Raw genomic sequence first — 24199 nt, forward strand, 5'->3', positions numbered from 1 at the left:
ACATCAGCGCTTGCAGCGGTGTGAAAGGATGCCGGTTGAGAGGGCAACGCCAAGCCCGGTTATCAATGCTGCCGCAATCTCCCAGACGCCGACCGGTTCGTCAAGGAAGATGGCACCGCCAAGCGCGGCAAGAACCGGCGTGAGGGCGCTGAAGGCCGCTGCCTGGCTGCCGCCCAGCACACGCACAGCGATCCCATAGGCGAGCATGGCGGCGAGGCCCGACAGGATGCCCTGGCTGAGAAACTGCAACGCGATCTCCGCCAGGGGAACGCTGGTGATGGCCGTACCGAAGACAAGCGCGAGGCCAATGTGGATGATGAAAGACCAGACCGCAATCAACGCGCCGCCTTCAAGCGCCGTGAGGCCGGAGCGCTTGAACGCATGCGTATAGCCGGCCCACAGGAGAGCTCCCAGCGGCAGAAAGGTAAAGCTGATCCACCCGATCGCGTGGCTGCCGAGCGCGATGGTGAGAAGTATCGCAAGACCGGCCACGATTGCGGCAAGGCCGAGCCAGCGGGTGAAATCCGGCCGCTCGCCGAAGACGACCACGCCGATCAGTGCGGCAGCAAGCGGCATCGATCCGCCGAGCAATACGCCCACCGCCGAAGCAGGCGTGGAATGGATGGCAAAGGTGGTGATCTGGAAGAAGAGTGCCCCTGCCCCGCAGACCATGATGGCGACAAGCTTGACTGGCACGCCGCGCGGAATGAGCCCGGTTCTGAGCCAGACCGGCGCAAGGACCAGCGCCGGAACACCATAGCGGATCAAGCCGAGATCGATGGTGCCAAGGTGTGTTGCGCTGCTGTGCCGGGTGGCGATGATCCACGTCGCCCAGATAAGGATGGTAATCAATGCGCCGGCGTAACCGGCTCCCAGTGAATTGGACTTCTTCATTTCGGGGGCAAGAGCAACCATCGGAATGTCCTTTCGTTTTCGTCCGAAACATCGTTCGGTTGACAGAACAATAGGGCAAACGGTCGAAGCATGTCCTTGCAAGTTGATGCCGCTCTACTTATGCTTTCAGCAACTTTCGGGAAGCTCGAACCCTGTAAAAGGTCATTTATGCCAAATATGGATAATTTCGATATCGGCATTCTTGAAGCGTTGCAGGAGGATGCGCGTGCAACCAACGTGGAGATCGCCGAGAAGGTGAACCTCTCCCCGTCCCCCTGCCTGCGGCGTATCCGCAACCTCGAGAAATCCGGCGTGATCCGCGGCTACCGCGCCGACATCGACCGCAAGGCCGTAGGCCTCGGCTTGACGGTTTTCGTGGAAATAAAGGTCGGGCACCACAGCCGCGAAAACTCGGAAGCGCAGCAGGCCGCGCTCCTGGCGATGCCCGAGGTCACGGCCGCTTTCCTCATTTCAGGCACGGCAGATTTTCTGGCCGAAGTGGTGGTCGAAGACCTCAGCGCCTATGAACGATTCCTCACCGACAAGTTGCTCCTTCTGCCCGGCGTCGCCGATATACGCTCCAACTTCGCCATTCGGACGGTAAAGACCGGCGCGCCGCTGAAATTGCCGCAGCGATGATGCTTACTTCGGCAATGTATAGGCCATGACGTAATCGCCGGGCTTGGTTCCGACCGAACCGTGACCGCCGGCGACGATGACGACATATTGCTTTCCGTCGGCGAGCGCATAGGTCATCGGCGTCGACTGGCCGCCGGCTGGCAACCGCGTCTCCCACAATTGCTTGCCGCTCGTGAGATCGTAGGCCCTGAGGTAATCATCGACGGCCGCGCCGAGGAAGGCGACGCCGCCTGCCGTGATCATCGGCCCGCCGATGCCCGGCACCCCGACCTTGAAGGGCAAGGGCAGCGGCGAAGAATCGCGCACAGTGCCGTTGCGGCGCTTATAGGCGATCTTGCCGGTGCGCAGATCCGCGCCGGCGACATAGCCCCACGGCGGCGCTTGGCAAGGCAAGCCAAGCGGCGAGACGAACGGCCCCATATAGACCGCATAGGGGGCGCCTTCATTGCGGTTGAGGCCCTGCTCGCTGCCTTTCGTGCCCGCGCCGGGCGGCGGCACTTCGGCACGCGGCACCAGCCGCGAGGTGAAGGCGAGATAGGTCGGCATGCCGAACATCACCTGGCGCGCCGGATCAACCGCGACACTGCCCCAGTTGAACACACCGAAATTGCCGGGATAGATCAGCGAGCCTTGCAGCGAGGGCGGCGTATAGCGCCCGTCATGGCGCAGGCGAAGAAACTCGACGCGGCAGGCAAGCTGGTCGAACATCGACACGCCCCACATGTCCTTGCCTGTCAGACGCTGCGGCATAAAGGTAAGGTCCGAAACCGGCTGCGTCGGTGACGTGAAATCGCCTTCTATGGCGCCCGTTGGCGCCGGCACCTCGTTGACCGGTATGATCGGTTCGCCCGTGCGCCGGTTAAGAACATAGATGTCGCCCTGCTTGGTGGGGCCGACCAGGGCCGGCACGGAACCTGTGGCCGTATTGATGTCGACAAGCACCGGCTGGGCCGGAATGTCCATGTCCCAGAGGTCGTGATGCACGGTCTGGCGCACCCAGCGCAACTGCCCGGAGTTCAGATCGAGGGCAACAATGGACGAGGAGAATTTCTCGACATTCTCGCTTCGCCCGGCTCCCAGCTGGTCGGGCGTCTGGTTGCCGAGCGGCACGAAGAGGAGGCCAAGCTTCTCATCGACGCTGGATACCGACCAGCTGTTCGGTGAGTTATGCGTATAAGTCTGTCCTTCGGGCAACGGCGTCGTTACGTCCGGATTGCCGGAATCCCAGTTCCAGATCAGGGCGCCGGTATTGATGTCGAAGGCGCGGATGACCCCGGATTGTTCGTGGACCGAGTAATTGTCATTGACGGCGCCGCCGACAATGATCTTGCCAGCCGCTATGACCGGCGGCGATGTCGAGTAGTAATAGCCGGCGGGATTGTAAGGCATGCCCTTTTCAAGATGGACTGTGCCTTTGTCGCCGAAGGATGGGCAGATTTGGCCATTGGCCGCATCGAGGGCAATCAGACGGGCGTCAGATGTCGGCAGATACACGCGCTCGGCGCAGGGTTGCCCCGCCGTCACATTCGGATCGGCATAATAGGAGACGCCGCGACACGTCTGATGCTGGCGATCCGGGTTGAGACCGACATTCGGATCGAACTTCCATTTCTCCTTGCCCGTCGCCGCATCGATAGCGATCGCCCAATTGTGCGGCGTGCACAGGTAGAGCGTATCGTGGACCTTGAGCGGCGTGACCTGATAGGTGGTTTCCCCAACGTCCTGCGGCAGCTTCACATCGCCGGTCTGATATTGCCAGGCGAGCTGCAGGTTGCCGACATTCTCGGTCGTGATTTGCTTCAGCGGCGAATAGCGCTGGCCGTAGGGCGTGCGGCCATATTGGTGCCATTCATTGTCCGGCACATTGCCGCCAAGGTCAGGCGTGGCAACGATGACTTCCTTGCTGAGTTCGCCCACGATCTCAAGCGGATCGCCTGTCATCGCGTAGCCAGCAACGCCGAGCCCGACGATTGCCGCAATGCCCAATGGCAGTGCCGGCAGAAAATCAGAGGGCGACCTCCCCTCCTCCTCGTTGAGCTCACGCCGGATCCATGGGGTCAGCAACCAGAGCGCGAAAAGCATGATCACGCCGCCGCGCGGCGCGAGCTGCCACCAGTCGAACCCGATCTCCCAGATCGCCCAGGCCAATGTGCCTATGACCAGAACGGCGTAGATGATGAGGGCGGAACTGCGCTTGCGAAAAAGCTGGATCGACGTGGCAAGGAAGAGGATGCCAGCGATGAGATAGTACCAGCTGCCGCCGAGAATAATGAGCCAGATCCCGCCGACGCCAAGCACCGCTGCAAAGATGAAGAAGATGAGCGCCGTCAGAGTGATTGCCATGGTGGGGGTCCTTTCCAGGCTCAATCAGGTTCGGTTCGGTGGCCTTGGCATGCGGCTGCGAATGCGCCGGCGGCTGCCAGAGTCGGCTCTGGTCAAAATGGGTAAGCCTTTAAATTGCTTGAAGCAATATCGACTAAGGAACAATGCAACCGGAGATATACACCGCTCAAGCCCTCTCAGCGCGCGCCCGTTCTCTTTTTGTATCGCTTTTATCTGGTTTTTCGATCCCGAATCATTACATTGGGTTCAAATGGCCGGATTGCCTGACGATATTCCATTCTTCGATGAACCTGAGGCGCCGCGGCGTCCATCGGGCATAGCTGCGCGCGCCATGCAGGCGCGCGGCGCACCGCCTTACCTCAATGGCCTCAATCCCGAGCAACGCCTCGCCGTGGAGACGACGGAGGGACCTGTCCTCGTCCTCGCCGGTGCCGGCACGGGCAAGACCCGGGTTCTGACCTCCCGCATCGCGCATATCCTCTCGCTCGGCAAAGCCTATCCGAGCCAGATACTCGCCGTGACCTTCACAAACAAGGCCGCGCGCGAGATGAAAGAGCGCATCGGGGTCCTTGTCGGCGGCGCCGTCGAAGGCATGCCCTGGCTTGGCACGTTTCACTCGATCGGTGTCAAGCTCCTGCGCCGGCACGCCGAACTTGTCGGGCTCAAATCCGATTTCACCATTCTCGATACAGACGATGTGATCCGCCTCATCAAGCAGATCATCCAGGCCGAGGGAATTGACGACAAGCGCTGGCCCGCCAAGCAATTCGCGCTGATGATCGACAGCTGGAAAAACAAGGGCCTCGGTCCGGCTGAGATACCGGAGGGCGATGCGCGGTCATTTGCCAACGGCAAGGGGCGCGAACTCTATACGGCCTATCAAAACCGCTTGAAGACGCTCAATGCCTGCGATTTCGGCGATCTTTTATGTCATCCGATCCGCATGTTCCGCGCCAATCCGGATGTCCTGAAGGAATATCACGCAAAGTTCCGCTACATTCTGGTCGACGAGTATCAGGACACCAACACCGCCCAATATATGTGGCTGCGCCTGATTTCGCAGGGGTCGAAGAATGTCTGCTGCGTCGGCGACGACGACCAGTCCATCTATGGGTGGCGCGGCGCGGAGGTGGACAATATCCTGCGCTTCGAGAAGGATTTCCCCGGCGCCAAGGTCATCCGCCTCGAGCGCAACTATCGCTCGACCGCACATATTCTCGGTGCTGCCTCCTACCTCATCTCGCACAATGAAGGCCGGCTCGGCAAAACGCTCTTCACCGATGCGGCAAACCCAGACGATGCCAAGGTGAATGTCCACGCCGCCTGGGATTCCGAAGAGGAAGCCCGTGCTGTCGGCGAAGAAATCGAGCAGGCGCAGCGTCGCGGGCACAATCTCAACGACATGGCGATCCTCGTGCGCGCCTCCCACCAGATGCGCGAATTCGAAGACCGCTTCGTCACGCTCGGACTGAACTACCGGGTTGTAGGCGGACCGCGTTTTTACGAACGCCTCGAGATACGCGATGCCCTCGCCTATCTGCGTGTCGTGGCGCAGACTTCCGACGATCTTGCCATGGAGCGCATCGTCAATACGCCGAAGCGCGGGCTTGGCGAGGCAGCGATCCGCCAATTGCATGATTATGCCCGCGCCCGCGACATCAGCATGTTCGATGCCGCCGTCGACCTTGTCGAAACCGAAGAGCTGAAGCCAAAGCCGCGTTCAGCGTTGCGCGAAGTCATCGAGAACTTCAAGCGCTGGCAGGCGCTCATCGACAATACGCCGCATACGGAACTCGCCGAGCAAATCCTCGACGAATCCGGTTATACCGCGATGTGGCAAGTGGATCGGTCGGCCGAAGCGCCTGGCCGGTTGGAAAACCTCAAGGAACTGATTCGCTCGATGGAGGAATACGAGTCGCTGCGCTCGTTCCTCGAACATGTCGCGCTGGTCATGGATGCCGAGCGGAACGAGAACCTTGACTCCGTCAACATCATGACGCTGCATTCAGCCAAGGGACTGGAGTTCGAGACGGTATTTCTCCCCGGTTGGGAGGAAGGTCTCTTTCCGAACCAGCGGGCGCTTGACGAAGGCGGAAGGTCCGGCCTCGAAGAGGAGCGCCGCCTCGCCTATGTCGGGCTGACCCGCGCCAAGAAGAACCTTCACATCTGGTTCGTCTCCAACCGGCGCATCCATGGTCTGTGGCAATCGACTATCCCCTCGCGCTTCCTCGAAGAACTGCCGGAAGCGCATGTGGACGTTGTCGCGGGTGGCGATTCCTATGGAGGCTATGGCGGACGCGGAGGTTATGGCCAGTCGCGTTTCGACCGCGCGGACCCGTTCGAGAACAGCTATTCGACCCCCGGCTGGCAGCGCGCGCAGCAGCATCGCTCTGATGCCACGCGCAATAATTGGGGCTCACGCTCAGGCGCGAAGGTGGAGCGGATCGGCTATGGCGAGACGGATTCCGGCTTCGGCGCCGGACGCGGCTCGGTCAAGGGCCGCACCATAGATGGGGAACTCGTGGCAAAATCCGTCAGCGAAACGCCCTCCAACTTCGACGTCGGCGACCGCGTCTTCCATATCAAATTCGGCAACGGCAACGTCTCCTCGATCGAAGGCAACAAGCTGACGATCGATTTCGACAAGGCCGGCCAGAAGCGCGTGCTCGACAGTTTCGTTCAGGCGATTTGATTGGCTGGATTAAACCAGCCAATCGCCGTGAACCCAGCCCGAAAAGTCGGCCTTTCCTGAAGCCTCGAGCACTGAAACGTAGCGCCATTTGCCGCTGGCTTCGTGCACCAAGACCTTCGTACCATCCGGCAGCATATTATGAACCAGAGGGAACGACGCCCCGGCACCGGAGCGGATGTTGAGCCCGCTCGGGCAATGCACGATCATGACCGCATCGCCATCTTCGGCCTCGCCTTTCACCTTGGCCTTGAACGTCGCCATGTCCCAGGCCGGGCCGGGATCGGACTTGCGGCCGGGCGCGATATCGTCGTGGCCGAGAATATCCTCGATGGCATATTCGGCGCAGATCGCCTGGACCGCCGCAATCACGGTCTCGAGCTGCACCGTCGTGAAAACCTCCCACCCGCAATCGGGCGCGCCGAACTTGTGCCTTGCTTCGATAACCTTTTGACTTTCGACACGCGCACCCGTCCACGATACCCAGCCGGCGCCGCTCTTCTTCAACGGTCCCCAGTTCTCGATCTCGATGCCGATCGCAGAATTGTTAAGACCGGAATATTGCCGGCCGCCCTTGCCGGTCCAGCGGCTTTGACCCGCGTGCCATGCGACCTTGTCGAAGGGCACGCACTGACAGATGGAGCCATCGCGCGGTACGACGAGGTGAGCCGCGACGTTGGCGGACTTTTGTGAAAAATATCGGGCGATATCGGCGTCCGGCCCACTTGCAGTATAGTGAATAACGATGAATTTCGGGGCCAGCGCGCCGCCGACATTGGGAGAAGCAACGAACGGAATCTGGGAACCGATCGAAGCAAGCTTATGATTTTTAATCGTGAATTTCATGACCAGTTTCCTCGATGCAGAACTGGTCCTACTCTAGACGTTATAAGAATAAATTCCCATTAGACGAATGGGCTATTATAATCCGCCATCGCACGCCGTCCACCCTCTATTCGGGCTTGCCCTTGGTCCAGGTCACATTGCCGGCAAAAAGCGGGATGGTCGAGATCGAGGTCTTGGCCGAGCCGTCCTGAACCTGGGTCGCGTGCGCCAGATAGATCAGCGAATTGTTGGGTTTGTCGTAGATGCGGGTGATGACGAGCTTCTTCCAGATAAGGCTGGTGCGCTCGGAGAATACGCGTTCCCCGCCTTCGCCAAGTTCGATATCGCCAATGGTCACCGGGCCCGTCTGCTGGCACGAAATCGAGGCATTGGACGGGTCTTCGAACCAGTTGCCCTTTTGCAGCCGATCGATAACCCCGCGGGAGAAAGAAGCAAGGTGGCAGGTCACGCCCTCCACTTTCGGATCATGGACCGCATCGATGACGATATCATTGCCGAACCAGTCGACGCCCACCTTGCCGACCTCCTCGGCTGTTGCCGGCTGGAATGCCGCGGCGCCGAAAAGCATGAGTGCAATCAATGTCTTCTTCATTCAAATCTCCGGAGGTTCAAAACGTTCGCCAGAGACAGTTGGCGATTTAAGGCGGCGATTGCAAGCCATTATGAGCCGGGGCGATGCCCTTCCCACTTTGCCAGGAAGTCTTCGATGGAAAGCGACTGGATGTCGGGAATTGCCTCGAAGATGCTGTCGAGCGGCCAGTCCCACCACGCAAGTTCGAGGAGGCGTGTCGCGATAGCCTGCGGGAAACGCGGCCGTATCATCCTTGCCGGGCTGCCGGCTACGATCATATAGGGCTCGACACTGCGCGTGACCACGGCATTGGCGCCGATGACGGCGCCGTGCCCGATCTCGACAGCGGGCATGATCACCGCGCCGTGGCCAATCCAGACATCGTGGCCGATGCGGACCCGCTTCGCCTGTCTGCGGGCGCGAAATCCGTTATCGATGCCCTGGAAGCGGAAATATTCATTCGGGCGATAGCTGACCTTGTGCATCGTCAGCCGCTCCATGGGATGTTCGAGCGCGTTGATGCGAACATTGGCGGCGATCGAACAGAAGCGCCCGATGTCGGCGTAGATACCCTCGCTGTGCCGTTCCAGATAGGAGAAATCGCCGACCGTCACGTCGCGCAGGATCACTCTCTCACCGACTTCCGCATATTTGCCGAGCTTGACGCCCTTGAGCTGCGCGGTCGGATGGATACGCGGCTGCTCGTTCATGAAACGGGGATCGTTGGTCTCAGCCATGGCATCTTCTCGAAACTGGTTGGCGGGCATCGTGCCCACGGCATTTCTTTTGCATAAACCGCGGGCAAATCCTATATTCGCGTCATGAAAACATCGCCGTCGGTCAGCACGCCCAGATTGATGCTCTACGCAGCGCTCGCGCTTGGCGCGTCAGTCGCAACGGGACTGACCTTTGCAGCATGGTTCAACAATAGCGATTCGATCTTTCTGTCTCTCATTAATGCGGGTCTTGCCTGGTGCATGTAGCCGCCACGCCGTCCCGGAGCCTTCATCCATGAATAGACGCCTGCTGCCTCTTCTTATCGCGGCGACCTTGCTTGTTGTGGCCGCGGCCGGATGGGTCACTTTTGAGGCGTCGCGCAAGAGCGCAGGCGGGGCGCAAGGCGCGTTCGGTTCAGCGTTTCGACTGACGACGATGAATGGCGAGCCGATCACCGAAGCAGCTTTCCGGCAAAAGCCCTCGGCAATCTTCTTCGGCTTCACCCACTGCCCGGAAATATGCCCGACGACCTTGTTCGAACTTGACGGCTGGCTGAAAAAACTCGGACCCGAGGCGGACGGCGTCAACGCCTATTTCGTGACGGTCGATCCGGAACGGGATGACGCGGCAACGCTGAAAGCCTATGTCGGCAATGTTTCCGATCGCATCGTCGGCGTCACCGGCGAGCCCGATAAGCTTGCTGCCATGCTCAAGGGCTACAGCGTCTACGCCCGCAAGGTTCCCGTGGAGGGTGGTGACGGCTATACCATGGACCACACTGCGTCGATCTATCTGCTCGACAGCAAGGGCGGCTTCTTCGGCACCATTGCCTATGGCGAAAATCCTGATACGGCTGTCGAGAAATTGCAACGCCTCGCCAAGAGCTGAAAGTTCCCTGATGACCACGCAGACCCGTCTTTTCCTCACCGCCGGCAAGATCGAGGCCGGCCGCGTCTTCGCCATGCTGGAGCGCGCATTCGAAGAGGACGGCCTGCCAATATCTTCCTCGGAAATCGATGAAGATCGCGAAATCTTCGAAGTATCGGTCTACACGTTCGAGCCCGACGAGATAGAGGCGCGCATGCGCGACGCACTCGGCAGCGATATGTTCGGCCTTGAGCTCCATCGCGAACAGGTGCCGGATATCGATTGGGTGGCGCATTCGCTCGAAGGACTGAAACCTGTGCGCGCCGGACGCTTCTTCGTCCATGGCTCGCATGATCGAGCCAAGCGGCGGATCAACGATCTCGCTATCGAGATCGACGCCGGCCAAGCTTTCGGTACCGGCCACCACGGCACGACGTCCGGCTGTCTCGACATGATCGGCGAAGTGATCCGCAGGGATCATCCGCAAAACGCGCTTGATCTCGGCACAGGCAGTGCAGTCCTTGCCATCGGCATCGCCAAGCTCGCACCGATCCCGGTGCTCGCGACCGATATCGATCCTGTTGCGGTGGCGGTCGCCCGCGAAAATGTCGTCAAGAACGGTGTCGCCGCTCGCGTCAAAACCGAAACGGCGACCGGGTTCCACCATCCGGCAATGCGTCTTGCGGCGCCATTCGATCTGATCGTTGCCAATATCCTGGCGCGACCGCTGATGCAGTTAGCGCCCGAAATGCGCAGGCACCTTGCCTATGGCGGCTCGCTGATCCTTTCCGGAATACTGGAGTCACAGCGCGAAAAGGTTTTGGCCGCCTATCGTATCCAGGGGCTATTCCACCAGAAGACGCTGCACCGCGAAGGCTGGGTCACGCTGCACCTCAAGTCCCGGGCAACCTACTGAAGCGTCAAACGGAATAGATCCTGTGCTGGTATCTTTCGCGCGGCGCGTCGATGGCGCGCACGGCAAAGCGGCTCATTTGGGCCGTGCGACAGGAAACCAGGTTTTCAAGGGCTGTCTTGAAAAATCCGCGGATCTTCTGGGCCATGTCTCATCTCCGTGATTATGGTGGCAGACCGATCCTCCCGCTTCGAATCTAGCTGATTTTGCCCGCCTCCCGCCAGCGCGGTTCACGCATGGCAGTGATGCACCTCACACATGCGCCCCGCAATAATTCTGCAATCTACCTGTGCGACTGCTGATTCCCCCGGCAAAATTCGCTCTGCGCATCGCCTCTTCCATTGCGTGAGCGCGGTCGTGGCGATAGGTTCGGCCTCCAACAAAAGAGGTCAGATTAATCATGTTCCAGTCGTTTGAGGTCGTCAGCAATCCAGCAACCGGCGGCCCCCGCGTTGCAAAACTGCGCGCCGAACTCGAATCCCTTGGTCTCGACGGATTTCTGGTACCGCGCGCCGACGAGCATCAGGGCGAATACGTGCCCGCCCGCGCGCGCCGGCTCGCATGGCTGACCGGCTTCACCGGATCGGCCGGCGTCGCCTTGATCATGAAGGACAAGGCCTATCTCTTTGTCGATGGCCGCTACACATTGCAGGCGGCCGAACAGACCGATCCGAACGTTTTCACCGTGGAAAGCCTGGTCGATACGCCGCCGCCGGTATGGTTGCGCAACGCCGAACGGAAATTCACGATCGGCTTCGACCCCTGGCTTCATACGATAAGCGAAACCAAGGCGCTGCGCGAGGCGCTCGAGAAAAATGGCGGCTCGCTCGTTGCGGTGAAGGATAATCTCGTTGATTTGATCTGGGACGACCAGCCTTCGGCGCCGCTTGAACAGGTCACGATCCAGCCCGAAAAATATGCGGGCAAGCTTGCCAGCGAGAAACTACACGAGATGGCCGAGACGGTCGCCAAGGCCAAGGCCGATGCGACTATCCTCACCGATCCGTCATCGATCGCCTGGGCTTTCAACATTCGCGGCAACGATGTCAGCAATACGCCGCTCCCCCTCGCCTTTGCCCTCATCCCGGCAAGCGGGGAGCCGCTTCTCTTCATCGACAAGCGCAAGCTGCCGATCGAGACCGAAGCATACCTCACCCAGCTTTCGACGCTGCGCGCGCCGTCGACCCTCGAAGGCGACGTTGCTGCCTTTGCCGCTGGAGGCAAGACGGTGATGCTCGACCCGGCGCTTGCAGCAGAAAAACTGCGCCTGATCATCGAGCAGGCAGGCGGCAAGGTGACCGATGGACTTGATCCCGCACGCCTGCCACGAGCGTTGAAGAATGCTGTGGAACTTCAGGGCGCCCGCAAGTCACATGAGCGCGATGGCGTCGCCATGGTGTCATTCCTGTCGTGGATCGACACGCAGGCACCCGGCACGATCGACGAGATCAAGGCGGCGACCAAGCTTGAAGAAACGCGGCGCAAGGTGGCCGAAGGTTTCCAGATGCCGCTCGAAAACCTCTCCTTCGACAGTATTTCCGGCGCCGGTCCGAACGGCGCTTTCGCCCACTACCGCGTCAGCACCCAGTCGAACCGAGTGCTCCAGGACGGCGAACTTTATCTGATCGATAGCGGCGGCCAATACCGCGACGGCACCACCGATATCACTCGCACCTTGCCGGTCGGCACGCCGACCGAGGATATGAAGCGCAAGTTCACCCTTGTGCTCAAGGGCATGATCGCCATTTCCACGGCGCGCTTTCCGAAGGGGACACGCGGCATGGATATCGACGTTCTCGCCCGTATTGCCTTGTGGAAGCAGGGTTACGACTATGGCCATGGCACCGGCCACGGCGTCGGCTCGTTCCTCTCCGTTCATGAGGGGCCGCAGAGCATCTCGAAGCGCGGTGTCCATGAGCTGCTTCCGGGCATGATCCTTTCGAACGAGCCCGGCTATTACAAGCCCGGCGGCTACGGTATCCGTACCGAGAACCTGCTGATCGTCACCGAGCCTTCGGTGCCGGAGGGCGGCGACTTGCCGATGATGGGTTTCGAGACGATCACCCTGTGCCCGATCGACAAGCGCCTCATCGACACCGATCTTCTCGTGCGCGATGAACTCGTCTGGCTTGACGATTATCACGCCCGCGTGCGCGAAACCCTGCTGCCGCATGCGAGCGGCGAGGAACGCGACTGGCTGATCGCGGCGACGGAACCCTTCGGTCACGAACCGAAGGGCTGAGATCGGCTCAGGAAAACTGGCGCAGCAGGATGATCATTGCTGCGCCGGCAAGAAACATCGTCAGAGCATTGAAGCGCAGCGAAACCAGCCCGGCAAAGACGAGCGCAACCAGCCCGCGCCAATCGGCGGTGGCGATGGCAGGCGCGACAAGCGTCGTCAATACCGCCGCGGGAACGGCATTGAGGGCAACCTCGACGCGCGGGTGAATGCGCTCAAAGCGCGAGAGTACGAGGTGCCCGCCGATACGGGTCAGGAATGTCAGGATCGCGCCGGCAACCGTAATCCAGAAGATCGACGACATCTCAGTCCTTCCCTTGCGCTTTTTCAGGTTTGGCGACGATGACGGCGACGAGGATGCCGGCAAGTGCGCCAATGCTCACATGCCAAGGCGAGCCGATGGTCTTGTAGGCGATGATCGACACGACGCCACTGGCAATGACGATAGGCCCCCAATTATCGCGCTTGCGGAACCCCATGACGAGACCGAGAAAATAGATCGGCAGCAGCATGTCGATGCCAAGCGCATGCGGATCTGAAATGAGATTGCCGAAGAGGCCGCCGATCCAGGCCTCCAGCACCCACATGACATAGATCGGCGTCGCAACCCCGAGGTACCAGATAAAGGTTACAGGCTTGGCGGATTCAGCCCGCTTCTCGGTTTCCGCATATTGCGGATCGGTGAGCAGGAAATAGCTCAACAGGCCCTGCAGCGGCTTGAAATGGCCGATACGCCGTCCGACGGCTGCCGAATAGAGCACGTGCCGGAAATTGACCGCAAAGATCGAAAATACAATCAGCCAGGCAGGGACATTATGGCCAAAGAGTTCGATGCCGACCATCTGGCTGGCGCCGCCGAAAATCGACGCGCTCATGAACACCGCTTCGCCGACAGTAAAACCGTTGTCGATGGCAAGTGCGCCGAACAGCAGCCCGAACGGCGCCGACGCGACCATGATCGGCAGGCCATTTACAAAGCCTTCCCAAAACTGCGTGCGGGAACTCGTCTCGCCGGTGGCCGTCCGCTGATATATTTGTTCGTCCATCGCCGTGCTCTAGGCTATACGCGCGAGTGTGTCACGCGAGATTTGTTGATCGATAAGATCAATGTTGCTGCAGTGAACCCTGTCCGGTGCCCCTGCTGATAAGTTTACAATGTAGCAACTTCAGTCACGAGCGTGCCCTCGATGGATCGACCCCAGTCGATCAGCGGTCTGGATCGCAAGGCGAAATCAAACAGATCATCGGCAAGCTCCGGCGCGGTAATCGCCCCAGGGTCGATCGCATGGCGCACGACGAAACTCCGGTTGCGCAGCGCTTCGATCAAATCCGCATCCGTCACGTCGTCAAAGCCGCGCGGCGTTCGCTTCAACCGGTCGCTGTCGCGCAATTCAAGGCCGTTCCTGCGCAGGGCCTCGACCATCGCACGGTACTTCTCCGGCTTCGTGACGATCGATTTGCGCATGGCGGTGAGGAGCTCGCCCTTTGGCTGCCACCAGGCCACCGCCGCATAGCAGCCGCGATAATCTTCAAGCCCGACGCAAACGTAAAAGCACCCGGTTTCGGTCCATTTGCTGCCATCTGGAGAAAGCAATGCCGAAAGATGCCGGTTATAGGGGCTCTTGTCCTTGGCGAAGCGCGTGTCGCGCTTTATCCGAAACTGCGACTTCTTGCGATCACCTTTAAACGGGAGGCCGGCCTTTTCGAAGCGGGCGATCAGGTCTTCGACGAGATCGCCGAGCGGTTCGTAGAGATGGGCCTCGAAAAGCTCCTTGTTTTCGAGAAACCACTCCCGATTCTGATGGAAATCCAGCGCTTTGAGGAAAGCCAATGCCTTGTCGCCAAAGCCCTTGAACAGCGGCTCGCTCATGCTCCCACCAACGTGAACCACGAATCCTCGTCAATGACCTCGATGCCGAGCGTTTGCGCCTGCGCGAGCTTCGAGCCGGCGCCTGGCCCGGCAACGACAAGATCGGTTTTCTTGGAGACGGACCCCGCGGTCTTAGCGCCGTAGCGCTCGGCCATCGCCTTCGCCTCGTCGCGCGACATGCGCTCGAGCGACCCTGTGAAGACGATCGTCTTGCCCGCCACGGGCGAGTCGTTGACTGTCTTTACTTCCTCGTCGAGCGGTGTCACTTCGGCAAGAAGCGCCGCAAGCGCCTCGCGATTATGTTCCTCCGCGTAAAAATCGACGAGCGCCTCGGCGACGATGCTGCCGATACCTTCAACGTCGTTGAGTTCGCGCCAGGCATCGTTGCCCTTGTCGGATCTGTCCTTCGGCATCTCGGCCGCCATGGCTGTTTCGGCCAGCCGAGCGTACGAGCGAAAGGCTTTCGCCAGCCGCTTCGCATTGACTTCGCCGACATGGCGTATGCCAAGGCCGTAGATGAAGCGGCTCAATGACACTTCCCGCCTGTCGTCGATGGCGTCATAGAGCTTTTTGACCGACAGGGTGCCAAAGCCGTCGATATTTTCCAGCTTTGCCAACGACTTGGCTTGCCGCTTCTTCAACGTGAAGATGTCGGCTGGCGTACCGATATGAAGCGCGGGATCGTCCGATTTGAAGAAAAACTCGACCTGCTTTTCGCCAAGTCCCTCAATGTCGAACGCGTTGCGCGAGACGAAATGCCGTATCCGCTCCACGGCCTGGGCGGGGCAGATCAGCCCGCCGGTGCAGCGACGCACCGCCTCGCCTTCCTCGCGCACGGCATGGGAGCCGCAAGCCGGGCATGTGTCGGGAAAGACGTAAGGAGCCGATCCGCGCGGCTTTTCGGCCACGATATCGACGATCTGCGGAATGACGTCACCGGCGCGTTGCACGACGACCGTATCGCCGATGCGCAAGTCGCGACCTTCCCTGATCGGCTGCCCATTCTGACCAATACCCTTGATGTAATCTTCATTGTGCAGGGTGACGTTGGTGACGACAACGCCGCCTACCGTGACCGGTTCCAGCCGCGCAACCGGCGTCAGCGCACCCGTGCGGCCGACCTGAATATCGATGCCGCGCAGTATGGTCATCGCCCGTTCCGCCGGGAACTTGTGGGCGATGGCCCAGCGCGGGCTGCGCGAAACGAAGCCGAGACGCTGCTGCAGGGCAAGCTCGTCGACCTTGTAGACCACCCCGTCGATGTCGTAGCCGAGAAGCGCGCGCTGTTCCTCGATCTCGTGGTAGTGCTTGACCAGCCCCTCCACCGTCTCGAAGCGCTTCATCAGCGGGTTGACGCGGAAACCATAGTCCTTGAAGGCCCCAACCATCCCCATTTGGGTCTTCGCCGGCATCTCGCTGATTTCGCCCCAGGCGTAGGCAAAGAACTGCAGCGGGCGCGACGCCGTGATCGTGGCATCAAGCTGGCGCAGCGATCCTGCCGCGGCATTGCGCGGGTTGGCAAAGATTTGCTTGCCTTCCTTGGCCTGGCGTTCATTGAGTGCGGCAAAATCCGCATGGCTCATATAAACCTCGCCGCGCACCTCGAGCACCTCTGGCGGCTTGCCGCTGAGGACGTTCGGAATGCTCGCAACGGTACGGGCATTGAGCGTGACATTCTCGCCGGTCGCTCCGTCGCCGCGCGTCGCCGCCGTCACGAGCCGCCCGAGTTCGTAGCGCAGGGACAGCGACAGGCCATCGATCTTCGGCTCGGCAGTGATGGCTACCGGGGCATCCGCGCCAAGCTTGAGGAAGCGGCGGATACGGCCGACGAAATCCGCAACATCGCCGTCGGAAAAGGCATTGTCCAAGGACAGCATCGGAATGGCATGCGTAACCTTGCCGAACTTTTCCGAGACGCTGGCGCCGACCTTGTTGGAGGGCGAGTCTTCGCGCTTCAAATGCGGGAAGCGCTGCTCGATGGCAAGGTTGCGTCGGCGCAGGGCGTCATACTCGGCATCCGAGATAATCGGCGCGTCCTCCGTATTATAGCGATAGTCGTGCTGGGCGATCTCTGCCGCCAGACGGCTAAGTTCCTCGGCCGCTTCCGGCTCAGTCAGTTTTTCTACGGGGGTGTCTGCCATGGCCTGTCCGACGCTGAATATACGGATTCGGACGGGAGATTAGCCTAACATATTGCGAAAAGCATCGTGCAATCTGCGCGTTGGCGGCGCAGCCGCCACCTCCTGCCATAACTCAGGAAATGGCGGCGGCGTTCTCGCGCAAAAGCCGGACCGCCGCGGCGCGGGCCTCGTCGGTGACGCTGGCGCCTGCAAGCATGCGGGCGATTTCCTCCTGCCGGTCGTTCGTTTCCATCGCCCGGATGGATGTCGCAACCCGGTCATTTCCGGCTGCCGATTTCGCAATGAGAAAGTGTGTCTGTGCCCTCGCAGCCACCTGCGGCGCGTGCGTTACCGAAAGCACCTGCACCTGACCGGCAAGACGACGCAGCCGCTGGCCGATCGCATCGGCAACTGCGCCGCCGACGCCCGTGTCGATTTCGTCGAAGACGAGGGTCGGGGCCGAACCACGATCGGCGAGCGCCACCTTGAGCGCCAGCAGGAAGCGAGAAAGTTCGCCCCCTGACGCAACCTTCATCATGGGCCCGGCACGCGTGCCAGGGTTTGTCCGCACCCAATATTCGATCGTGTCGATGCCATCGGCGGTGCGGTTTGCCGGATCCGTCTTGATTTCGACGATGAACTCGGCGCGCTCGAGCTTGAGCGCCGGCAGTTCGGCCATCACCGCCTGCTTGAGATGATCAGCGGTTTCGCGGCGATCGGCAGAAAGCACAGTCGCTGCTCGATCATAGGCATCGCGCGCTGCCGTTGCCTCAAGCTCCAGCGCGGCAAGCCGCTCGGCGCCTGCGTCGATATCGGCGAGATCGGCATCCATCCTATCGCGCAGCGCGGCAAGATCGTCGACCGCGACGGAATATTTACGCGCAGCCGCACGCAGAGCAAAAAGTCGCTCCTCCGTCTGTTCGAGCACGCGCGGGTCAAAATCGATGGCACGAATGGCATGTTCGACGCCATTTTGCGCTTCGGCGAGCGCATTGAGCGCTTCATCGATCGCCTTGACGACTGGTTCCAGCAGTTGCGGCGCTTCGGGAACCTTGCGTTCGAGCCGGCGCACGAGGCTCGCCAGCGACGGCACTGGCGACCCGTTGCCTGAAAGCACCTCATTGGCATCGTTGACGTCGCCCGCAATCTTTTCGGATCGCATCATATCCGTCCGCTTGATCGCCAGTGTCTCTTCTTCTTGCGGCTCAGGATCGAGCTTGGCGAGTTCTTCGACGGAGGCGCGCAAATAGTCGGCCTCGCGCGCGGCGGCCTCCACCTTGGCCCGGTGGCGTACGAGCGAATGCTCCGCGTCGCGCCATGCCTTGTACAGGTCGCGAACTTGCGCCGCCTTGACTTCCAGCGCCCCGAAGGCGTCGAGCAGCGTGCGATGAATGTCGATATCGACAAGAGCCCGATCATCGTGCTGTCCGTGAATTTCGACAAGCCGTTTCCCGAGCTCGCGCAGCAGGGTCACGCTTGCCGCCTGATCATTGATGAACACGCGGCTGCGGCCGTCAGCGGTCTGAACACGGCGCAGGATGATGTCGCCGTCGTCATCGATATCGTTGTCGCGCAGCAAGGCACGGGCCGGATGACCGCCTGTCACATCGAATACCGCCGTTACCTGGCCTTGGTCGGCACCATGGCGAACGAGCGAGGCGTCGCCGCGCGCTCCGAGAGCCAGCGACAGCGCGTCGAGAAGAATGGATTTGCCGGCACCGGTCTCGCCGGTCAGCACCGACAGGCCATCGCGAAACTCGATGTCGAGCCGTTCAATCAGAACAATATCGCGGATCGACAAATGCGAAAGCATGGATCGCTCAGGTTAGGGTCAGACGCCGTCTTTACCACCAGTAATAGCCGCTGCGGCCTTGGAAAGCCACGATCCAGCGCTTTCACGCGGCTGCAATCCACCGCTTTGCAAGAGCTTGTAGCTGTCCTTGTACCACTGGCTGTCCGGATAGTTCTGGCCGAGCACAGCGGCCGCGGCCTGCGCTTCGTTGGTTACGCCCAGGGCATAGTAAGCCTCGGTCAGGCGCGCCAAAGCTTCTTCAACGTGGCGGGTGTTCGAATATTGCTCGACAACGCCGCGGAAGCGCTTGATGGCGGCGACATAATCCTTCCGCTCCAGATAGTAGCGGCCCACCTGCATTTCCTTGCCGGCGAGCTGGTCGCGGCCGAAGCGTATCTTCGCACGCGAGTCTTCAACATATTCGGAATCCGGGAAACGCTCGACCACCTCGTTGAAGGCGGCGATCGAACGGCGCGTCATGCTCTGTTCGCGCGTCACGTCCGGGATCTGGCGATAGTAGGCAAGGCCGGTGATGTAATAGGCGTAAGCCGCTTCCGGCTGGTTCGGATAGAGCGCGATGTAGCGCTTGGTCATGTTGACCGCTTCGTCATACTTGCCGGCGCGGTAATTGGCGAAGGCGCCCATGACCAGCGACTTGCGCGCAAATTCCGAATAGGGATGCTGGCGGTCGACCGCGTCGAACTTCTTGGCGGCCTCGTCGAGACGGCCAGAATTCAGATTGGCGAGCGCCTGATTGTAAAGAACGTCGGCGGGCTCGATCGTGTCGACATAGGCGTTGAGATCGATATCGTCATCCTTGGATGCACAACCTGTAATTGCCAATGCGCCGGCGATCGGAACAAGGAGAAGGGTCAGTCTGGCCTTGCCGCCAAACCGCTTATTCATCGACATTCTGCAGTTCGCCATGCTCTCTCCGGCCCCACACATAATTCAAGAGCATCACTCGCAAACCTGTTGGCCACGCTTGCGACTCATGCTCAAACAAAGTCAATCTTACCGTCGGTTGGGCGTTCATAAACCACAAGCCGAAAGAATCAGCAATCTTATTGCCATCCAATCGTCCAATTTTGTGGCGGAGCTCAAAAAGGTGGCGGAATAAGCAGGAAAGATTACTTCGGAAACCGGATAATATGCTTCAAATCATGAGGTTGAGGCAGTTGTTGAATGCAAGTTCGGCAAAGCCTTGAAGCCGGCAATTTCACCGCTCCGCCACCTTATGAATGCTCAAGGCGATTCTGCAGCCGCTTTCGGCCCACGTGCTCGCGATATTGGGCTGTCGGGCGCAATGGACGTTCTTGTGGCAAGAAACAGGAGAAGCGCCAGCACCGCGACGCCGCCATGCACCCAATAGGCCAGGCTGTAACCGCCTATTTGAGTGAGCCAGCCGGCGACCGCATTGCTGAGTGAAGCGCCGATGCCCTGCACTGTCATGACTGCGGCAAGGCCGACATTGAAGCGTCCGGTTCCCGACAGAATCCGTTCCGCCGCGATCGGCGTCGCAATGCCGATCAGACCTGCGCCAACGCCGTCAAGGATCTGGACAGGGAAGATCGATACAAAACTTGTCAGCGTTCCGGCAATCGCGCCCCGTATGGGCAACGCAGCAAGCGCGATAATGAACACGGAGGCGAGGCCAAAGCGCCTGATCAACATTGGCGCGGCGAGCGCGGCAACGATCATCGCCAGCTGCGCGACCCCTATCGTAATCGCCGTCGTCCGAAACGGCGTCCCAAGCTGGACCGAAAAATTCTGCGCTACTAACCGGGTGATGGGTGCATTGCCAAAATGAAAGATCAGCAGCGTCACGGCAAGAAAGATCAAGCCCTTATTGTCGAAGAGCACGGCAAAGCCGGACGGTCCGTTGTCATTATCGCGTTCAGGAACAAGGCCGCGCGCGACGTCATTGTCGATTTCATCCGGGTCGATTGCCAGTACGGCAACGATACTGGCGACGGCGGTGATCAGCATGAGCACGACCACGCCAATTTCGCCGAACATAAGGATGGCCCCGAATGTTCCGGCCATGGAAACGACATTTCCGGCGTGGTTCCAGAATTCGTTGCTGGCCACCTGTCCTGGAAACTTCTTCTCGCCCACGAGGCCAAGCGTGAGGCCCATGAGCGCCGGGCCGATAATCGCGCCGACAATAGCGGTCGCAGACTGGCCACCGAACACCGACAGGTTATCGGGGCTGACAAGTGTCCAAAGCGCGCCGGCATTGACCAGCACGACAGGCACAATGATCAGCAGTCGCTTATGCCGCGACGCGTCCACCATGGCTCCAAACAAGGGCGTCGCCACCATTCCGAGTATGCCGCCAATCATCGCTATGAAGCCGAGCGTTACCGGCGTCCATCCGCGCGTTGCCAGAAACCCGTCAAGAAACGGACCAAGCCCATCGCGCGCATCGGCCAAGAAGAAGTTCAGCATGGCAAGTGCAATGAGCGAACGGCTGGCTAGCGATGTCTTCAGTTCCGAATTCACGACCGGCTCCACGAGGTCGGTCGCGCTGGACCTGCGGATGCCGACAGCGTTACTCGTTGCATGGACATACGGCCGTTAAAAGCCCTACTAAAGTCTAATCGGATTGTGCCCCTTCCGGAAAGGAAACGTGCCCGACATCGAACCCCTCACCTGGTCTGCCTGAATTTCTCTCGCCCCATAGCTGAAAGCGCACGCGCGTCCAGGTCGTCGGCTGGAAAGCAGAAATCGACGCCAACGCGCCGTTCTGCTCGACATCCTCGAACACTTCGGCGCTCTCGCGCCTGCGCAAATCCGCAAGCGGTGCATAGGCCGGCGTTTCGCGAAGTTGGCGCGTTGCTGCGACTGCTTCCCGGACGTTCCGCGCGATCTTCGCCTCCCAGACGAACCAGGTCCGGACTGCCGGCCAGCCGAACGACTGTGTCAGGTTGGCGAAACCATCTCCGCAGATAAAGTCCATCAGGCCGGATTCATTGTCCCAGACGTAGAAGGGCGCGTAGAGATTTTCGGTACTTCTGCTGCCTTTGCGCGCTGTCAGGTAAGCTTTGAACTTAAGGCCGGGCAGGTTATCGAGAAGCGGCCCCTTTTCGGCGATCCGTCTGTCGATGATCGACATGTCGTAGTCGGCGGGCAGCGTGAAGCTATATTGCATGGCGATCATGTCCGGGCCTCCTCGACGGCAGCGCCATCCAGCATCTGGGTTTCGCCATTGCTGAACGACCACTCGTCCCGGCTCGATGTGCTGACGATGATCATGACGTCCTCGGGTCTTACCCCCGGGGACTCTGCGAGCAATGCCACGAGCCGCTTGTAGAACGCTCTCTTGGTCGCCGGGTCGCGTGGCTTGCCCGTGGTGATGGTAAAGACGACAAAATCGTCGGAGCGCGGCCCGCCGAAATAGCTGCGATCGAATATGAGTTCGCCGGGGCGCAACTGGTGGATCGCCTGGAACCGATCTGCCGCGGGCACGTCGAATGTTTCCACCATTGCCTGATGCAGGCTGTCGGAAAGCCCCTTCAAATACTCCGGCGACTTTCCCTCCAGCAGTGTGATCCGAGTGAATGGCATCGTTGTAGTCCTTGGGTTCTTGCGCAACTTTGCTTGACCCAGCGACTATACGCGCTCATGATGGTCCTGAAAATTAGAATAATTTAAACAATTGATCCTAAAATATAGGATAGTTAAAATGCGGCAGATCACATTGGATCTCGAGGTGCTGAGGACATTCGTCGCTGGCGTCGAGCTTGGCAGCTTCGCAAAGGCTGCTGACAAGCTTGGGCGGTCGACCTCTGCGGTCAGTTCGCAATTGAGAAAATTGGAGCAGCAGGCCGGCACGGATATCTTCGTCAAGCAAGGTCGCGGTCTTGCGTTGACGGATGCCGGAGAAACCATGCTGGCTTATGCGCGCCGCCTGCTCGATCTCAATGACGAGGCTATTGTAGCGATCCACGGCAGCGAACTCGAAGGCTGGGTGCGGCTTGGCCTGCAGGAGGATTTCGGCGAGACCATTTTGCCACAGGTACTGGGCCAGTTTGCACGCGCCCATCCAAAGGTTCGCATCGAAGCCCGTGTTGCGCGCAACGCCGAATTGATCGATCGCGTCACCTCCGGGAAACTCGATCTCGCGCTTGCCTGGAGCGACGGGGCGGTTACGCCCTATTGCGAGCGCATTGTCGAGGTGCCGATGTGCTGGGTAGGTCCGGCCAACGCGTCAATTGAACAGTTGGCGGTTGCTGGCGAGCCTCTGCCCTTGGCATGCCTCGAAGCGCCTTGCCTGCTGCGCACTGCCGCCACCAACGCCCTTGATCATGCCGGCATCGCCTGGCGCCTCGCCTTTACCAGCCCCAGCCTTGCCGGCCTGTGGGCGGCAACGGCGGCAGGACTGGGCGTAACTGTTCGAACACCGGTTGGACTGCCGGCCAGCGTCCAGCCTCTGGCGCCGGTTGTAAGCGGCCTGCCCGGGCTGCCGTCGCTGAGTCTCCTCCTGCATCGCTCGCAAGCGCATGCCGATCCGGCAACCCTTCGCCTCGCCTCCATCATGACCGAGGCAGTGCGCAGCGCTGTATCTGTCGAACGATAGGAGTGAACCCGGGGTGAGAATATCGTCTTAGCGGCCGTGCGAATGGTAGTCCGCCGTCCGCCGAGCGAATTCGATGAGCAATAAAAACGCTGTTCCGACGTGGCGACGCCGGCGCAACCGGGTTCAATTCATCGGACTAAAGGACCCAGGGCGCGAATACCGGCGCGTTGACCGCAACAAGCGTCGCCCCGCGCGATTGGCTGCGCTTTCCGGCCATTTCCACGATCTCGAAAGCCGAATGATCCGACAGAAGCGCGCGCAACATAGCCGCATTAAGCCGGTGCCCGCCCCGATAGGAACGGAAACAACCGATAAACGGCGCACCCGCAAGCGCAAGATCGCCGATGGCATCGAGCGTCTTGTGACGCACGAATTCATCCTTGTAGCGCAGTCCGCCCGGATTGATCACCGAATTATCGTCGCCGATGACGAGCGAGTTGTCGAGCGAGGAACCGAGCGCCAGCCCGGCGGCCCAGAGCTTTTCGACATCGCGCATGAACCCGAAGGTGCGCGCCCGTGCGATCTCCTTGCGGAAGGTCCTCTCGTCCATATCGGCGGCAAATTTCTGGCGACCGATAACCGGCGTCTCGAAATCGATCTCAACCTCGTAGCGCGTGCCGTCATGGGGCCGAAACTCGGCCCAGGAAGCGCCCGACTCGATCCGCGTCGGCTTGAGAATGCGGATGAAACGGCGCTTGGCCGCCTGGCGCACAAATCCGGCCTCTTCGAAGGCATCGAGAAAGGCGAGCGACGTTCCGTCGAGGATCGGCACTTCCGGCCCATCGATTTCGATTGTCATGTTGTCGATGCCCGCGCCGGCGATTGCAGCCATGACATGCTCGACAGTGCTGATGGTGAGACCGGCGCCATTCGTCAGTGTCGTCGAAAGATCGGTCGTCCCGACTTGCGACACCAGCGCCTTGATCGGGTGCGTATCGCCCTTGCCGTCCACCCGGTGGAACACGATGCCGGTATCTGGATCGGCGGGCAGGAAGGTTAGGCTGACGGGAGCGCCGCTATGAACGCCCGCTCCGGAAAGCGTGATTCGTCCTGCAATCGTCGTCTGGAAATCGCGCATTGAACCCCTTGCCTGTGAACTTGCCGGATCGATATCCGG

22 protein-coding genes are annotated in these 24199 nt (G+C 60.3%); 6 read left to right on the forward strand and 16 right to left on the reverse strand.

Features of this window, described 5'->3' with window-relative positions; translation table 11 throughout:
• Positions 1–3: 3 nt before the first annotated feature.
• Positions 4–915 carry a DMT family transporter gene (locus BR48_RS0113990; RefSeq protein ID WP_027231874.1) on the reverse strand — a complete coding sequence of 304 codons (912 nt, stop codon included), beginning with the start codon at positions 913–915 and terminating at the stop codon, positions 4–6.
• A 147-nt stretch (positions 916–1062) separates the two neighbouring features.
• Here BR48_RS0113990 and BR48_RS0113995 point away from each other — a divergent pair, with 147 nt between their 5' ends.
• Positions 1063–1533, forward strand: coding sequence for an Lrp/AsnC family transcriptional regulator (locus BR48_RS0113995; RefSeq protein ID WP_027231875.1), 471 nt, complete (start codon positions 1063–1065; stop codon positions 1531–1533).
• Between the two features lie 3 nt (positions 1534–1536).
• Here BR48_RS0113995 and BR48_RS0114000 read toward each other — a convergent pair whose 3' ends face one another.
• Positions 1537–3876: a glucose/quinate/shikimate family membrane-bound PQQ-dependent dehydrogenase gene (locus tag BR48_RS0114000; protein WP_027231876.1), complete on the reverse strand. Its 2340-nt coding sequence runs from the start codon at positions 3874–3876 to the stop codon at positions 1537–1539.
• Positions 3877–4126: 250 nt separating this feature from the next.
• Here BR48_RS0114000 and BR48_RS0114005 point away from each other — a divergent pair, with 250 nt between their 5' ends.
• Entirely contained in the window at positions 4127–6568 is a 2442-nt protein-coding gene (locus BR48_RS0114005) for a UvrD-helicase domain-containing protein (protein WP_027231877.1), read from the forward strand.
• A 9-nt stretch (positions 6569–6577) separates the two neighbouring features.
• On the opposite strand, the gene BR48_RS0114010 is transcribed toward BR48_RS0114005, so the two are convergent.
• From BR48_RS0114010 to BR48_RS0114020, 3 genes are all read right to left on the reverse strand, one after another.
• The gene (locus BR48_RS0114010; protein WP_036814438.1) at positions 6578–7411 is read right to left on the reverse strand and encodes an N-acetylmuramoyl-L-alanine amidase; all 834 of its coding nucleotides are present in this window, start codon (positions 7409–7411) and stop codon (positions 6578–6580) included.
• 106 nt (positions 7412–7517) lie between these two features.
• Positions 7518–8003, reverse strand: coding sequence for a CreA family protein (locus BR48_RS0114015; protein ID WP_027231879.1), 486 nt, complete (start codon positions 8001–8003; stop codon positions 7518–7520).
• Between the two features lie 68 nt (positions 8004–8071).
• The gene (locus BR48_RS0114020) at positions 8072–8719 is read right to left on the reverse strand and encodes a DapH/DapD/GlmU-related protein (protein WP_051614974.1); all 648 of its coding nucleotides are present in this window, start codon (positions 8717–8719) and stop codon (positions 8072–8074) included.
• 274 nt (positions 8720–8993) lie between these two features.
• Here BR48_RS0114020 and BR48_RS0114030 point away from each other — a divergent pair, with 274 nt between their 5' ends.
• Both BR48_RS0114030 and BR48_RS0114035 read left to right on the forward strand, forming a co-directional pair.
• The gene (locus BR48_RS0114030; protein WP_036814441.1) at positions 8994–9587 is read left to right on the forward strand and encodes an SCO family protein; all 594 of its coding nucleotides are present in this window, start codon (positions 8994–8996) and stop codon (positions 9585–9587) included.
• A gap of 10 nt (positions 9588–9597) precedes the next feature.
• Positions 9598–10482, forward strand: a complete 885-nt coding sequence (locus BR48_RS0114035; RefSeq protein WP_027231882.1) for a 50S ribosomal protein L11 methyltransferase — start codon at positions 9598–9600, stop codon at positions 10480–10482.
• A 4-nt stretch (positions 10483–10486) separates the two neighbouring features.
• Here BR48_RS0114035 and BR48_RS26230 read toward each other — a convergent pair whose 3' ends face one another.
• Positions 10487–10627, reverse strand: a complete 141-nt coding sequence (locus BR48_RS26230) for a hypothetical protein (protein ID WP_155810883.1) — start codon at positions 10625–10627, stop codon at positions 10487–10489.
• Between the two features lie 249 nt (positions 10628–10876).
• Between BR48_RS26230 and BR48_RS0114045 the strand changes: the two genes are divergently transcribed.
• Positions 10877–12721, forward strand: coding sequence for an aminopeptidase P family protein (locus BR48_RS0114045; RefSeq protein WP_027231883.1), 1845 nt, complete (start codon positions 10877–10879; stop codon positions 12719–12721).
• Positions 12722–12728: 7 nt separating this feature from the next.
• On the opposite strand, the gene BR48_RS0114050 is transcribed toward BR48_RS0114045, so the two are convergent.
• The 9 genes from BR48_RS0114050 to BR48_RS0114090 all read right to left on the reverse strand — a co-directional run bounded on the left by BR48_RS0114050 (position 12729) and on the right by BR48_RS0114090 (position 22070).
• A complete protein-coding gene (locus BR48_RS0114050) occupies positions 12729–13022 on the reverse strand; it encodes an AzlD domain-containing protein (RefSeq protein ID WP_027231884.1) in 294 nt (97 codons plus the stop codon).
• A gap of 1 nt (position 13023) precedes the next feature.
• Positions 13024–13764, reverse strand: a complete 741-nt coding sequence (locus BR48_RS0114055) for an AzlC family ABC transporter permease (protein ID WP_051614976.1) — start codon at positions 13762–13764, stop codon at positions 13024–13026.
• A gap of 104 nt (positions 13765–13868) precedes the next feature.
• Positions 13869–14588, reverse strand: coding sequence for a TIGR02453 family protein (locus BR48_RS0114060; RefSeq protein WP_027231886.1), 720 nt, complete (start codon positions 14586–14588; stop codon positions 13869–13871).
• Complete coding sequence (ligA, locus tag BR48_RS0114065) at positions 14585–16729, reverse strand: NAD-dependent DNA ligase LigA (protein WP_027231887.1); 2145 nt, start codon at positions 16727–16729, stop codon at positions 14585–14587. The genes BR48_RS0114060 and ligA overlap by 4 nt, the downstream gene beginning before the upstream one ends.
• A 112-nt stretch (positions 16730–16841) precedes the next feature.
• On the reverse strand, positions 16842–18521 hold the full coding sequence (gene recN, locus BR48_RS0114070) for a DNA repair protein RecN (RefSeq protein WP_027231888.1): 1680 nt from the start codon (positions 18519–18521) through the stop codon (positions 16842–16844).
• Positions 18522–18539: 18 nt separating this feature from the next.
• Positions 18540–19406 carry an outer membrane protein assembly factor BamD gene (locus tag BR48_RS0114075; protein ID WP_091946539.1) on the reverse strand — a complete coding sequence of 289 codons (867 nt, stop codon included), beginning with the start codon at positions 19404–19406 and terminating at the stop codon, positions 18540–18542.
• A 339-nt stretch (positions 19407–19745) separates the two neighbouring features.
• Complete coding sequence (locus BR48_RS0114080) at positions 19746–20951, reverse strand: MFS transporter (RefSeq protein ID WP_051615019.1); 1206 nt, start codon at positions 20949–20951, stop codon at positions 19746–19748.
• A 148-nt stretch (positions 20952–21099) separates the two neighbouring features.
• Positions 21100–21663: a DUF4865 family protein gene (locus tag BR48_RS0114085; protein ID WP_027231891.1), complete on the reverse strand. Its 564-nt coding sequence runs from the start codon at positions 21661–21663 to the stop codon at positions 21100–21102.
• Positions 21660–22070 carry a tautomerase family protein gene (locus BR48_RS0114090; protein WP_027231892.1) on the reverse strand — a complete coding sequence of 137 codons (411 nt, stop codon included), beginning with the start codon at positions 22068–22070 and terminating at the stop codon, positions 21660–21662. The genes BR48_RS0114085 and BR48_RS0114090 overlap by 4 nt, the downstream gene beginning before the upstream one ends.
• A gap of 118 nt (positions 22071–22188) precedes the next feature.
• Here BR48_RS0114090 and BR48_RS0114095 point away from each other — a divergent pair, with 118 nt between their 5' ends.
• Positions 22189–23082, forward strand: coding sequence for a LysR substrate-binding domain-containing protein (locus BR48_RS0114095; protein WP_027231893.1), 894 nt, complete (start codon positions 22189–22191; stop codon positions 23080–23082).
• Between the two features lie 136 nt (positions 23083–23218).
• Here BR48_RS0114095 and lpxC read toward each other — a convergent pair whose 3' ends face one another.
• A complete protein-coding gene (gene lpxC / locus BR48_RS0114100; RefSeq protein WP_027231894.1) occupies positions 23219–24160 on the reverse strand; it encodes a UDP-3-O-acyl-N-acetylglucosamine deacetylase in 942 nt (313 codons plus the stop codon).
• Between the last annotated feature and the right edge of the window lie 39 nt (positions 24161–24199).

The organism is Phyllobacterium sp. UNC302MFCol5.2 (assembly GCF_000686005.1).
GTDB lineage: Bacteria > Pseudomonadota > Alphaproteobacteria > Rhizobiales > Rhizobiaceae > Phyllobacterium > Phyllobacterium pellucidum.